We start from the raw sequence: 13053 nt of genomic DNA, 5'->3' as shown, positions 1-13053 counted from the left end.
CCGGCGTCGGGGCGCAGCCTTTCACTCGCCCGGCGTGGAGCTCGCCGCATCGAAGCAATAGCTGGAAACGACCGCCGCGTGGTCGGAGGGCCAGGTGTTGGTCTCCACCGGCGTCTTGTCGCTACCCCAGGCTCCAATCGTGGTTTCCACCTCGGTCGTGAACACCCGGGAATCCACGAGTCGCAGGGCAGTGCCCTTGTGATAGATGAAGTCGATGCGGTCCTGCGGTTCGGAATCCTTGTGGATGGCGGACCAGGTGGTTCCGGGCATCGCCACCGGGTCGGGGTGCCGGTGGCGGAAGGAGTCCACCATGCCGCGGTCGATGACCAGCCGGCTCTCCGGCCAAGCGACCGGTCCGATGCCGTGATGGTTCGCGGCGGCGGCCTGCGTCCAGTCGAGGTGCGAGGGCCCATTGAAATCGCCGGTGAGGATGACCGGAAGGCTGTCCGCCGCGGTGAGATAAGGCTTCATCGCGTTCAGCACGGCCGTGATCTGGGGAACCCGCTCGGAGCGACGGTTCTCGGCGAGGGTGCTGGCGGGCGTGGCTTGGGGGCGTGCAGCGGCGTAGGGCCCGTAGTGCACGTAGTCGAGGTGGGTGTTGAAAACGATGACTTCGCGCCGTGGCTCGTCGCCGAGCAGGAAGCGCGCGCCGATGAAGCGGTCGGGGGTGGGTTCCTTGCCGGCATAGGTCTCGACCACGGGAAAGCGGCTGAGGATTTCCACGGAACCGGTGCCGTTCTCCGCCCGGTGCCAGCCCAGCTCTTCAGCGAGGCGGGTTGAAGTTTGCGGCGTGGATTCCTGGAGGCAGACGATGTCGGCCCCGGACCGCCGGATCGCTTCGCGGCCCTTTTCGAAGCCGTTTTTCACCTGCGACAGGTCGTGCCAGGTGTTGAAGCTCATCACGGTGAACGCGGGCCCGGCTGCGGCAACGATGCCGGGAGCGAGCGAGCCCAGGAGGGTCGTGAAAACCCGGTTCAAGCAGCGGGAAGATCGGACGGGCATGGAGCGGGTTTTACGCGCCCGTTTCCCTGCGGCTTCCATGGTTTTCCGGCACGGATCGAGCGCAGGAAATCCCGTGCCGGCGCGGCCCCGCATCGATCAGAGCTGGAAGCGCGGCTCGTTCCAGACCGCTTCGCCGCCCTCGAGCGCCATGTCGTTGTCGACCCGGCGGGCACCGGCGGGCAGTTCCTTGAGGTGCTTCGCCTCGCCGCCGCCGATCACGATCGAATCGGGCAGCAGCGACTTCCGCAGCATCTCGACGATGAGGTGGACGCGCTCTTCCCAGCGCTTGGGGCCGAGGTGTTTCTTCTTCGCCTTGGCCACCTGCGACTCGATGGTGGAACTCTTCGACCAGCGGAGTTCACATAACTCGGTGGCGATCACATGATAGTCGGAAATCAGGGCCGACCCGAGGCCGGTGCCGAGGCTGAGAAAAAGCGTCCGTCCGCCTTCGTAGGAGCCGACGGCCTGCATCGCGGCGTCGTTGATCAGCTTGACCGGCTTGCCGAGTTCCTTTTCGAAATCGAAATCCGTCCACCCGCCGCCGAGGTGCTTCGGCTCCCTCGGGAGACGCCCGGCGAGGACCGGGGCGGGGAAGCCGACGGTCACGGCCTCGTAGTCCCAATCCGCGGCATGCTCCTTCAGGCCCGCGAGCAGGTCCTGCGGGGTGAATGCCGGGCCGGAGGAAAACTTGGTCCGCTCCTCCTGCCCCGTCATCCGCATCTTCACGTTGCTGCCGCCGATATCGAGAACCAGTACTTTCATCCATGGTGGCCGGGCTTCCTGCCGGCATGGAGCCACCTTGGCAAAGGACGGCGGAGGTGGGTAGCCAAAACCCCCTGACCCTCCGCCGCGATGCCGGGAGCGGATCCGCAGGTTTTCCGAAAACCCGGGCCCATGGGGAAACGGTGGCCGGAAACCCAACCACGGCCGGGCCGGCGTTACGCGAAGCGCCACAGCCAGTAGGCGTGGCAGACCAGCAGGTGCAGCACCACCATGGGGGCCGCGTGCCGGGTGTAGGTGAGGAAACGGAAGGGCACGCCGTGGCGCTCGGCGATGCCCGCCACGGTCAGGTTCGCGCTGGCACCGACCAAGGTGGCATTGCCCCCGAGGCAGGCTCCGAGCGAAAGCGCCCACCACAGCGGGGCCAGCCCGTCCGGCCCGCCGAAGCTGCCGGCCATCGATTTCACCATCGGAATCATGGTGGCCACGAAGGGGATGTTGTCGACCAGCGCCGAGAGGATGGCCGAGGACCAGAGGATGCCGAGCCCGGTCGACCGCAGGTCGCCGCCGGTGGCTTCGAGCAGCCGGCTCGCCAGCAGCTGGAGCGCTCCCGAGGATTCGACGCCCCGGACCACCACGAACAGGCCGATGAAAAAGAACAGCGTCACCCATTCGACCTCGTTGAAGACGTGGGTCACGTTCTCGTTCTGCTTGGCGGCCGGCTTGCCGAGGTTGTCGAGCAACAGCAGCAACGCCGCGCCGGCGATGCCGATGGTGCCCGACTCCAGCCCGATGGCATGGGCGCAGGTGAAGGATCCCAACACGCCGCCGATGACGACCAGCGATTTGGCGAGCAAGGCGCGGTCGCTGATCGCCTTGCGTTCGTCGAGGGCCATGATGAGCTTGCGGCCTTTCTCGGAGGCCCTCAGTTTCCGCCCCCAGACCAGGTGGATGATTCCGAGGTGCACCACCAGTAGCACCACGATCAGCGGCGCCAGGTTGGCCACGAAGGCATTGAACGACAGGCCCACCTGGGTGCCGATCAGGATGTTCGGCGGATCACCGATCAGGGTCGCCGTGCCGCCGATGTTCGAGGCCAGCACCTGTGACAGCAGGAAAGGGTAGGGAGGCACCTCCAGACGCTCGCAGATCAGCAGCGTCACGGGCACGATGAGCAGGACCGTGGTCACGTTGTCCAGCAACGCGGACACCACCGCGGTGATCAGCATCAGCAACGCCATGATGCCCGCCGGCCGGCCTCGCGCCACCTTCGCCGCCCAGATGGCCAGGAACTCGAACAACCCGCTTTTCCGGGCCACGGAAACGATCACCATCATGCCGGTCAGCAGCCCGATGGTGTTGAAGTCGATGCCCGCCACGGCTTCCTTTTGCGTGAGCAGGCCGCTGCCAATCATGACCACCGCGGCGATCAGCGCGATGATCGCCCGGTTCACGCGCTCGCTCATGATGGCGGCGTAGGTCAGGCCGAGGATGGTGAGGGAGGGCCACAGCGGACCGTGATCGGCGGAGATATGGGAAACGGCGGGCCACATGAGCGTTTCAATCCCGCGCGATGAGGTGAGCCAGCACGTCCCAGGCGGAGACCATCCCCACCAGCAAGCAGGTCTTTTCCTCCACCACCGGGAGGAAGTTCCGCCCCTGGAAGAGGTAGAACATGGCCGCGACCAGCGGCTGCTCCGGCCGCAGCACCGGGGCCACCACATCCATGTGCAGGCGCACCGGCTCGTGGGCGATCGGGGCAAAGCGGGAGCGCACGCCGGCCAGCGTTTCCTGCAGCAGGCCGGCATCGATCATGCGCGCGATGCGCTCGAGCCGCGGATCCTGGCGCGCGACCTGGGGCAGCACTTCGGCGATCAGCAGGTTCTTGCGGAAGACTCCGAGATACTTGCCCGCGGCATCCACCACCGGGATCCCAAGCATCCGGTTTTCCAACAGCCGGCGCACGCACTCCAGCAAGGGCAGATCCTCGGTCAGCCTCGGGAAATCCCTGGCCATGATCGACCGGCATGTCACATCAGTTGCTCCCTGCGATTCCACACCCACTCCTTGTTGCGATGGGCATGAGTTTCGAAATCACCGCCACCGCCGCCACACGGATCCTTGCAAATGCTCGCCGTTTCCCATCCGGACGTGACATCCCCGCGATGGAACCCGTGCGACGGCCTCCACCCCGCCGCTCGCGGTTTGACCCCGCTCGCATTTGATCGCATGGTGCCCGTTGGACAGGCCCGCCCTCAACGTCTCCATGAAAACCCGCCAATACTTCCTCACCGCAACCGCCAGCGCGCTGGTCGGGGCGGCAGTTTACTTCCTCCTCGACGACCGGCTCGTCACTCCCGGAGTTGCGGCCGTCTCGGCCGCTGCCTTCTTGGCCGTCTTCGTGCTGCTTGTGGGCCTCTTCGACCGGCTAGCCACCCGGTGGTGCCGGGTGTTCGCCGGGCCGGTGCTGTTGTTCGTGGCCCTGTGCCACGGCGTGCAGGATGGGGGACGCTGGCTGGCCCTCTCGATCGTCTGGGCAGGAGTGCTCTATGGCACGCTGGAGGCGCTCGCGATGTTGAAGGAGCACGGGCTGGTGACGGATCGGCTCCGGCAGGTGCCGGGGCCAGGACATTAGGATGGCTCGGGGGCTATCCTGCCAGCGTGGCGAGATCCGCACGTCCCGGTGCGGAAAGCCAGTGCCGGATCCGCGCGGCCAGCTCGGCCGGCTTCACGGGCTTGGTCAGGTAGTCGTCCATGCCGGCTTCCAGGCAGCGCTCGCGGGTGCCGGCGATGGCGTGGGCGGTCAGCCCGATGATGACCGGCCGGCGTTTCCGCCCCGCGGTGGCCTGACGGATGCGGCGCGTCGCCTCGAAGCCGTCCATTTCCGGCATGCTCACGTCCATCAGCACCACGTCGTAGTCCCGGTGAATCGCCTCCTCGACGGCGAGGCGGCCGTTTTCGACCATCCGGTGAACGAGGCCTTCGCGTTTGAGGATCATGCCGAGATACTTGCGGTTGAGCGGGGTGTCCTCGACCACCAGCAGCTCTCCGGCCATGGAAGCCGCCGGCATTTCGGGCTCCGGCGCGCGCGGGGCGGGATCGGGTGCCGGGGAAAGGACCTGGGCCAGCCCATCGAGCAGGGCCCGGCGGACGAGGGGCTTGGTGAGGGTGGCCGCCGGGGCTCCGGGTGGCAGGTCGGCGGGCGGTGAGCCGGGCGCGGCGGAGGAGAGGAGGACCACCGGCACCTTGGCGAGGCGGGGGTCCGCGGCGGCTTGGCGGATGAAATCGTAGCCGTCGTGACCGGGCATCTGGTCGTCGCACAGGATGAGGTCGAACGGTGCCGCGGGGCTTTCCAAGGCTTCCCCTGCGGCGGCGACCGACGGCACGGCCACCACCTCGCAACCCCAGCCGGCGAGCCGGTCGGCCAGGATCTCGCGGTTCAGCCGGTGGTCATCGATCACCAGCACCCGCCGGCCGCTGAGGAAAGCGGGCGCTTCCGCTTCCGGAGCCTCGGAGGGCAGCAGGCAGACCTCGAAAGTGAAGGTGCTGCCAGCTCCCGGCGTGCTTTCGACGGAAATCGATCCCTGCATCAACTCGACCAGCCGCTTGCAGATCGCCAGGCCGAGTCCGGTGCCGCCCTGGGTGCGGGTGGAGGATCCGTCGACCTGCCGGAAGGCCTCGAAAATGATCGGAAGCTTGTCCCGGGGGATGCCGATGCCGGTGTCGGCCACCTCGAAGCAAAGCCTGAGCTGCTCGCCGGAGGAGGCGGCCCGCGAGACCCGGACCGCGATTTCGCCCTCGGGGGTGAACTTGGCGGCATTGGTCAGCAGGTTGATGAGCACCTGCCGCAGCCGCGCGGGATCGCCGACGGCCCGGGCCGGCACCTCGTCCGCGATGGCCACCACCAGCTCGATCTGCCTTTTCCGCAGCCGAGGGGCGACCACCCGGGTGGCCTGCCCGACCATTTCCTCGAGGTCGAAGTCCTCCTCGGTGAGTTCCATCCGGTTGGCTTCGACCTTGGAGAAATCGAGGATCTCGTTGATCACGGAAAGCAGGGCCTCGCCGGAGGTGTGCACCGTTTCCGCCATGTTCCGCTGCTCGGGATCGAGCGGGGAAAGGAGCAGCAGCTCGGTCATGCCGATCACGCCATTGAGCGGCGTGCGGATCTCGTGGCTCATGTTGGCCAGGAACTCGGACTTGAGGCGCGAGGCTTCGACGGCCTCATCGCGGGCCTGCAACAGGTTGGCGCGGCCGTCCTTGAGGTGGCGCGCCATCGCATTGAGGCTTTCCTGCAGGCTGGCGACGTCGATCGAAGCGGTCTCGACCCGGGTCGGTTCGAAGTCGCCGGTGGCGATGCGGCCGGCCTGCTTGATGGCCGCGGCGATGGGCACGTTCACCCAGCGGTGCAGCGCGGCGGACATGACGACGAACACGACGACCAGGAAACCCGCCGTGGCCACGACCGTGGAGGTGGCGCGGTCGCGTTTCTCCTTGTCCGTGGTGGCTTCGATCATGGCGCGCTCCGCTTCGAGCTGATCGACGAGACGATCGAACATCGCGGCAGGCTCGCGGACCTTCCCCTGGACGAGATGATCGGCCCTCTGCGAGGCATCGGTGCCGCCCCGGCGGAGTTCCGCGAGGGCGGCGCGGAAGTCTTTTCCAAGCTGGTCGTGGCGGGCGAGGAAACCGCGGGCGATGAGGGTGGCCCGTGAATCCGTGGGCAGGGCGGCGAGCAGCTCGCCCGCCAGCCGGCGGGTGCGGTGCTCCTGCTGGACGAAGTGGTTCCAGTGGTAGGCCGATTCATCGGCAGCGTCGCTCCGGAGAAGGGTGTTCTTCCATTCCTGGACCTGCGCGGCGAACGCGGCCTGGGCACTCCGGGCCAGCAGTTCGGCGTGCGAGATCGCCTGCTGGTTCTCGAGGGCTTCCCGGTGGAACCGACCGACCTGGCCGAGCGTCCGCAGCCCCAGCGAAAAAACGATCCCCAGGAACGCGCCGGTCAGGAGAAGGATTCGGATGCGGAGGCTGGTGCGGAACATCGATCGAGAGGAAAGACCCTGATTCCGACGGTGCCTCCGCGGGCTGGTCTTCTCAAGATCGTAAAGACGTATGTAGGGGATCGCGTAGGTGGGCGCTCCCCGCCGGGTAATGGAGTTGCCTTCGTTCCGGGGGCACGGGATGGTCGCCGCATGCGATGGGCGTGTGACGGCTTCGGCGGGCTGATGAGGGTGCAAGGCGTGCTGCTGGGGCTGATCCTTGGCATATCCCTGGTCTTCATCGCCCAGCTTTTCGGCGACTGGGACGAGGCCTGGGAAGTCAACCCCGGAGCGGTGGTGGAAAGCTGGCATCGGCTGCGTGAGGGCTCGGCGGGTTCCGGGGATGCCCATCATTTCCTGACCCTGTTGAGCTGCGCTTTCCTGCATGGGGATGTTTTTCACCTCACCGGCAACATGGCTTATCTGTGGGGCTTCGGGGCGCTGGTCAGCGAGCTGCTGGGATGGCGGTGGATGCTGGGGGTGTTTCTGCTGAGCGCGTTGGGAGCCTCCGTTTCGCACGTGATCATCGAGCGGGACTCGTGGATCCCCATGCTCGGGGCCTCCGGCGCGATCTCGGGGCTGATGGGCGCCTATCTCGACATGGCGCTGCGCTGGGACCTGCCGGATCCCCACATCTGGCCGCTCGCCGAACCGGTGGCTCCGTGGAAGCTGGCGGCGCTGGCAGCGGTGTTCTTCGCCATGGACTATCACTCGATGTTCACCCGCACGGCGGGAAACATCGCCGTCGGGGCGCATGTCGGCGGTTTCACCGTGGGCCTGGTGCTCGCAGCTCTGGTGGTTCCCATGCCGCGCGTGGCGCGCCACCGGCGGACCTGATGATCCCTACCCGAATGCGGTGCATGATGCGCGCGGGGCTGCCCGTATGATCCGCCCCGACCTCCGCCCGTCCATGAGATGCTTCCTCCTGTTCCTGCTGCTGCTTCCGCTGGCCGGCCCCGCGGCCGAAAAGCCCAACATCATCTACATTCTGGCCGATGACCTCGGCTATGGCGACCTGTCCTGCTACGGTCAGGAAAAGTTCGAGACGCCGCACATCGACCGCCTCGCCACGGAGGGCATGCGTTTCACCCGCCACTACTCGGGCAACACCGTCTGCTCGCCTTCTCGTGCGGTGCTGATGACCGGCATCGAGTCCGGACGGAACTACCTCCGCTCGAATCTGCCCGAAGCCCGCGCCGCGCTGCCGCAGGAGCTCACCGTGCTGCCGGAGGTCTTCCAGCAGGCCGGCTACCGGACCGGCGCCTTCGGCAAGTGGGGCCTCGGCGTGACCACCCGCGGCGGCCCGCAGAACCCGCTGGAGCAGGGCTTCGACGAGTTCTGCGGCTGCAAGAGCCAGATCATCGCCCACACCTACTATCCCAGTCGTATCATCCGCAACGGCAAGGAGGAGATGCTCGATGGCAAGACCTACTCGCCGCCGATCATGATGGAGGCCGCGCGCGATTTCATCCGCCGTAGCGCGAAGGAAAAGAAGCCGTTTTTCTGCTACATCCCGACGACGGTGCCGCACGCCGCCATGCAGGCCCCGGCCGCGTTGCACGCGAAATGGCGGAAGGTCTTCCCGCAGTTCGATGACGTGATCGGCAAATATGGTGCCGGCCCGGGCGAGACCACGCCGGACGTCGTCAACCCGATCGCCGGCTTCGCGGCCATGATGGAATACCTCGACGGCGAGGTCGGCCGCATCCTCGACCTGCTGGTGGAGCTCGGCATCGACGACCACACGCTGGTCATGTTCGCCAGCGACAACGGCGCCCACATGGAAGGCGGCCACCGGCCGGAGTTCTGGGACTCCACCGGCGGCCTGCGCGGGCACAAGCGCGACATGCACGAGGGCGGGATCCGCACGCCGATGCTTGCCCGCTGGCCGGGCCACATCGCCGCCGGCCGCACCACCGACCATCTCAGCGGCTTTGATGACGTGCTGCCGACCCTGTGCGGGCTGCTGGGCGAGCCGGTGCCGGCGCAGAGCACCGGCCTTTCCTTCCTGCCCACCCTGCTCGGCCAGGGCAACCAGCCGGAGCACGACTACCTGCACATCGAGTTCCGCAAGTTCAACGACGAGACCCAGACCCAGGTCCTGGAGTCGCAGGCGCTGTGCTTCGGGAAATGGAAGGTGTTCCGCGCGGTGGGCAAGCCCCTCGAACTCTACAACCTCGAAGACGATCCCGCCGAGGCCCACGACCTGGCCGACGATCCGGCATGCGCCGCCGTGGTGCGCAAGGCCCTCGGTTATCTCAAGGAGGCCTCCCGGCCGCTGCCCTGAGCGACGGCGGGCGAAACGCTTTGCGCGGAGCCGGCTTCCGGCGCAGCTTGGGAGGCCATGAAAGCCACCCTTGTCACCCTTGCCAGCCTCGCGATGTTCAGCATCGGCGCCGCCCAGGACACGCCGACCGTCGATCCCGGCGAGCGCGCCGCCACCTTTGTCCGCCTCGTCGCCACCTTCCGCGCCGGTGCCGTCGATTCGGCCGGCAGCATGGTCCGGGCGGTGATTGTCCGCGATGACAACCGCATCGATCTCGACCACGTCACCGGCGCCCGCGCCGACGGGCGGATGCTGATTTTCGAGTATCAACCGAAGGCCGCCGGCGGGACCATGCGGGCCGTTTGCGATGCGGCGGATGTCGTGATGGTGCTCGAACAGCCCGAGGCGGAGACCCGGTGACCGGGCCCGTCCCGCATGCCGCGAAGAACACACAAAACACTCCCCCTTGGTCCGGGATGGGGGTTCAATGAAGGCACCCGGCGGGCTTTGCCGTCCGGGGAAACCACGACCTCGAATGCCATGAAGCCCGTCGTTTTCAACAACACCGTCCTGCGCGATGGCCACCAGAGCCTCGCCGCCACCCGCATGCGCACCGAGCAGATGCTGCCGGTCTGCGAGGCGCTCGATGCCTGGGGTTTCGGCGCGCTGGAGACCTGGGGCGGCGCGACCATTGATGCCGGCCTGCGTTTCCTCCGCGAGTTTCCCTTCGACCGCCTCGATGCGCTGAAAAAAGCCTGCCCGGACACGCCGCACATGATGCTGCTGCGCGGCCAGAACATCGTCCAGTACGCCCACTTTCCCGATGACGTGGTCGAGGCCTTCATCGCCACCAGCGCCAAGCACGGGATGAACATCTTCCGCATCTTCGATGCCCTCAACGACCCGCGGAACATGCGCTGCGCCATCACCGCCGCCAAGAAGGCCGGCGCCCAGGCCCACGGCACCCTCTGCTACACCACCAGCCCGGTGCACACGGTGGAGAAATTCATCGAACTCGGCCTCGAACTCGAACGCATGGGCTGCGACGCCATCGTCATCAAGGACATGGCCGGCCTGATCCCGCCGCAGCACGCCGCGGCGATCGTCGGCGGGTTGAAGGAAAAGGTGGAGATCCCGATTTGGATCCACACCCACGAAACCGCCGGGCTCGGAGCCGCCACCTATCTCGCCGCCATCGATGCCGGCGTGGACGCGATCGATGTCTCGATCGCCCCTTTCGCCAACGGCACCGGCCAGCCGGACGTTACGCGCATGCTGGCACTGCTCGAAGGCCACCCGCGCTGCCCGCAGGTGAGCGACGAGCAGCGGGCTGCGTTGAAGGCCATCCGCGGGCCGCTGGAAAAGGCCTACTCGGAGCTGGGCGACTTCACCTCGCACAAGAACGAGGTCGTGGACAGCGACACGCTCGAATACCAGGTGCCCGGCGGCATGCTGTCGAACTTCCGCACCCAGCTGAAGGAGCAGAAGATGGAGGACCGCTTCGACGAGGTGTTCCGCGAAATCCCGATCGTGCGCGAGGCGCTCGGCTGGATCCCGCTGGTCACGCCGACCTCGCAGATCGTCGGCATGCAGGCCTTCCTCAACGTCAAGTTCGGCCGCTGGAAGCAACTTTCGCCGCAGGCGGCCGACATCGCGCTCGGCTACTACGGCCGCACGCCCGCGCCGGTCGATCCGGAAATCCAGGCCATCGCCGCGAAGCAGACCGGCAAGTCGCCGATCGAGTGCCGCCCGGTCGAGGCGCCCGACGCCAAGCCCAAGCACATGGACGCCCTGCGCCGCGAGCTGGAGGAAAAAGGCCTGCCGAGCGACGACGAGCACTGCGTGATCCACGCCATGTTCCCGGCCCAGCTCGAGGCGCTCTACGCGCCAAAACCCGAGCCTGCTCCGGCGGCGCCGGCGCCCGTCGCCGCGGCACCGGTGCCCGCCGGCGTGAAGCACTACGCCCTCACCGTTGACGGACGGACCATGGACGTGACCGTCGAGACGGTGGCCTGAGCCCGCACCGCCGTGCAGGGCGGGCGGCTCGGACCGGTTCCTTAGCCGGCCTCGGATGCGGGAGCTTCGGGCAGGCCCTTGGCCCGCGGCCAGACCTTGAGGGCCTCGATGACGATCCACGCCTCCAGCCCGAGGGTGGCGAGGCCGAACGCGGCCAGAAGGAAGTTCGGATTTTCCCCGGTCAGCCAGGCGGCCGGGCCGGAGAAGAGCTGCATCAGCATCGCCACCGCCGGCAGGACGAGCATGAATCCGGCGGGGAGGGCGATGAACCACAGCGGGAGCTCGCGCCGCCGCATCCAGAACAGGATCACGAGAAACGCGATGCCGCCGAGCAGCTGGTTGGTGGCCCCGAAGAGCGGCCACAGGATCATGCCGCCCTTGCCGAGGTTGGCCAATTCCCACGCGGCTCCCGGAGCGGGCAGGGCGGCGATGGCCCCGGCGACGACCACCGCGAAAAGCGTCGCGCCATGCTTGTTGGCCAGCGGCTTGAGCCGGATCGCGGCGGCGAGTTCCTGGGTGACGTAGCGTTGCAGGCGGCAGGCGGAATCGAGGGTGGTGGCGGCGAAGGAGGCGACGAAGACGCCCATCAGCGCGACCGCGAAGGCGGGCTTGAGATGGAGCGCCTGCAGGAAGTTCGCGCTGCCATCGACGAAGGCGCCGACCGTGGCGGGCAGGCCGCCGGAGGCCTTCCAGGTGGCGTAGCGGTTGAGGTAGACGGCGGAGCCGGTGAGCAGGTGGTCGGTGGCCTTGCCATCGATGACTTCCGGCGCGCCGAGGCCGAGTCCGGCGACGCAGGCGAGGATGACGAGCACGGCCAGGAAGCCCTCGGTGAGCATCGAGCCGAAGCCGACGAACTGGGCGTCGGACTCCGACTGGAGTTGCTTCGACGAGGTGCCGGAGGAAACGAGGCAGTGGAAGCCGGAGATGGCCCCGCAGGCGATGGTGATGAAAAGAAACGGAAACATCGGCGGGGCGCCCTCGGGTGCGGCGGCTCCGATCCGGACCGGCTCCGCGACGATCTCGAGGGCCTGCTTTTCCGGGCCGAAACCGAACACCGCCGCGACCACCAGGCCGAGCACGACCAGGCCGAGCGAGGTGAGCAGCTGGAGTGAGTTGATGTAGTCGCGCGGCTGCAGGAGCACCCACACGGGAAGCACCGAGGCGAGGTACGAGTAAAGCAGTAGCAGCCCGACCCAGGCGATGACCGGCAGGCCGGCGAGGGTCGAGTTGAAGGTGTGGAGGAGTCCTTCGTCGCCGAACCAGACCGTGAGATACATGAAGCCGAGCGCGAGGATCGAGGGAAGCATCAGCGAGATGCCTTTGCGGTGGAGCCAGATGCCGATGGCGACGGCGATGGGGATCTGGACGAGGCAGGGGAAAATGGAGGCCGGGAACATCCGGAACACCGCGGCGATGACGAGGCCGAAGATCGCCAGCACGATGGTCAGGGCGAGGAACAGGATGGAAAGGAACAGGATCCGTGTGCGCGGGGTGAGGACGCGGCCGGAGATGTCGCCGACGGTCTGGCCGCGGTTGCGCATGGAAACGACGAGCGAGCCGAAGTCGTGAACCGCGCCGATGAGGATGGACCCGAAAAGGACCCACAGCAGGGCGGGGAGCCAGCCGTAGATCACCGCCAGGGCGGGGCCGACGATCGGCCCGGTGCCGGCGATCGAGGTGAAGTGATGGCCGAAAACGACGCCCTTCGAGGTGGGGACGTAGTCGTTTCCATCCTCCAGCTCGATCGATGGCGGCGTGCGGTCGGGATCCAGCCGGAAGACCTTCCTCGCCAACCAGCGGCCGTAGGTGTGATAGGCCAGCAGGTAGAGGACCAGGGAGCCGAGCGCGATGAGGAGGGTGGGCATAGACGACAGACTGGAAGACGATAGATGGAAGATTGGAGGGAGACTAGGGAGGGAAGGGGATGGCGGGAATGAGAAAGGCACGCCGGGGGGCGTGCCTGGGTCAGGGAGACGAGGAGCTGGGGGGGGCACAGGCGGGACGCCTGTGTTCCTT

The 13053-nt window shown here is 67.2% G+C and carries 11 protein-coding genes; 5 read left to right on the top strand and 6 right to left on the bottom strand.

Annotated elements, in window-relative coordinates; all coding sequences use genetic code 11:
* Window positions 1–21 precede the first annotated feature (21 nt).
* The 4 genes from ABXH26_RS11975 to ABXH26_RS11960 form a co-directional block, all read right to left on the bottom strand.
* Window positions 22–978, bottom strand: a complete 957-nt coding sequence (locus tag ABXH26_RS11975) for an endonuclease/exonuclease/phosphatase family protein (RefSeq protein WP_353567307.1) — start codon at window positions 976–978, stop codon at window positions 22–24.
* A 120-nt stretch (window positions 979–1098) separates the two neighbouring features.
* Window positions 1099–1764 carry an ROK family protein gene (locus tag ABXH26_RS11970; protein ID WP_353567306.1) on the bottom strand — a complete coding sequence of 222 codons (666 nt, stop codon included), beginning with the start codon at window positions 1762–1764 and terminating at the stop codon, window positions 1099–1101.
* A 176-nt stretch (window positions 1765–1940) separates the two neighbouring features.
* On the bottom strand, window positions 1941–3275 hold the full coding sequence (locus ABXH26_RS11965; RefSeq protein ID WP_353567305.1) for an ArsB/NhaD family transporter: 1335 nt from the start codon (window positions 3273–3275) through the stop codon (window positions 1941–1943).
* A gap of 7 nt (window positions 3276–3282) precedes the next feature.
* On the bottom strand, window positions 3283–3738 hold the full coding sequence (locus ABXH26_RS11960; RefSeq protein WP_353567304.1) for a CBS domain-containing protein: 456 nt from the start codon (window positions 3736–3738) through the stop codon (window positions 3283–3285).
* 250 nt (window positions 3739–3988) lie between these two features.
* Between ABXH26_RS11960 and ABXH26_RS11955 the strand changes: the two genes are divergently transcribed.
* Complete coding sequence (locus ABXH26_RS11955; RefSeq protein ID WP_353567303.1) at window positions 3989–4357, top strand: hypothetical protein; 369 nt, start codon at window positions 3989–3991, stop codon at window positions 4355–4357.
* 13 nt (window positions 4358–4370) lie between these two features.
* On the opposite strand, the gene ABXH26_RS11950 is transcribed toward ABXH26_RS11955, so the two are convergent.
* The gene (locus tag ABXH26_RS11950; RefSeq protein WP_353567302.1) at window positions 4371–6758 is read right to left on the bottom strand and encodes a response regulator; all 2388 of its coding nucleotides are present in this window, start codon (window positions 6756–6758) and stop codon (window positions 4371–4373) included.
* A 150-nt stretch (window positions 6759–6908) separates the two neighbouring features.
* Between ABXH26_RS11950 and ABXH26_RS11945 the strand changes: the two genes are divergently transcribed.
* The 4 genes from ABXH26_RS11945 (at window position 6909) to ABXH26_RS11930 (ending at window position 11037) form a co-directional block, all read left to right on the top strand.
* Entirely contained in the window at window positions 6909–7592 is a 684-nt protein-coding gene (locus tag ABXH26_RS11945) for a rhomboid family intramembrane serine protease (protein ID WP_353567301.1), read from the top strand.
* A gap of 73 nt (window positions 7593–7665) precedes the next feature.
* Entirely contained in the window at window positions 7666–9042 is a 1377-nt protein-coding gene (locus ABXH26_RS11940) for an arylsulfatase (protein WP_353567300.1), read from the top strand.
* A 57-nt stretch (window positions 9043–9099) separates the two neighbouring features.
* The gene (locus tag ABXH26_RS11935; protein WP_353567299.1) at window positions 9100–9441 is read left to right on the top strand and encodes a hypothetical protein; all 342 of its coding nucleotides are present in this window, start codon (window positions 9100–9102) and stop codon (window positions 9439–9441) included.
* A gap of 120 nt (window positions 9442–9561) precedes the next feature.
* The gene (locus ABXH26_RS11930) at window positions 9562–11037 is read left to right on the top strand and encodes a pyruvate carboxylase subunit B (protein WP_353567298.1); all 1476 of its coding nucleotides are present in this window, start codon (window positions 9562–9564) and stop codon (window positions 11035–11037) included.
* A gap of 41 nt (window positions 11038–11078) precedes the next feature.
* On the opposite strand, the gene ABXH26_RS11925 is transcribed toward ABXH26_RS11930, so the two are convergent.
* Window positions 11079–12902, bottom strand: coding sequence for a carbon starvation CstA family protein (locus ABXH26_RS11925; RefSeq protein ID WP_353567297.1), 1824 nt, complete (start codon window positions 12900–12902; stop codon window positions 11079–11081).
* Between the last annotated feature and the right edge of the window lie 151 nt (window positions 12903–13053).

It is taken from the genome of Haloferula sargassicola, from assembly GCF_040362925.1.
Classification (GTDB): domain Bacteria; phylum Verrucomicrobiota; class Verrucomicrobiia; order Verrucomicrobiales; family Akkermansiaceae; genus Haloferula; species Haloferula sargassicola.
The sequence above is the reverse complement of the archived record's forward strand: the minus strand, read 5'-3'. Positions and strand labels throughout refer to the sequence as shown.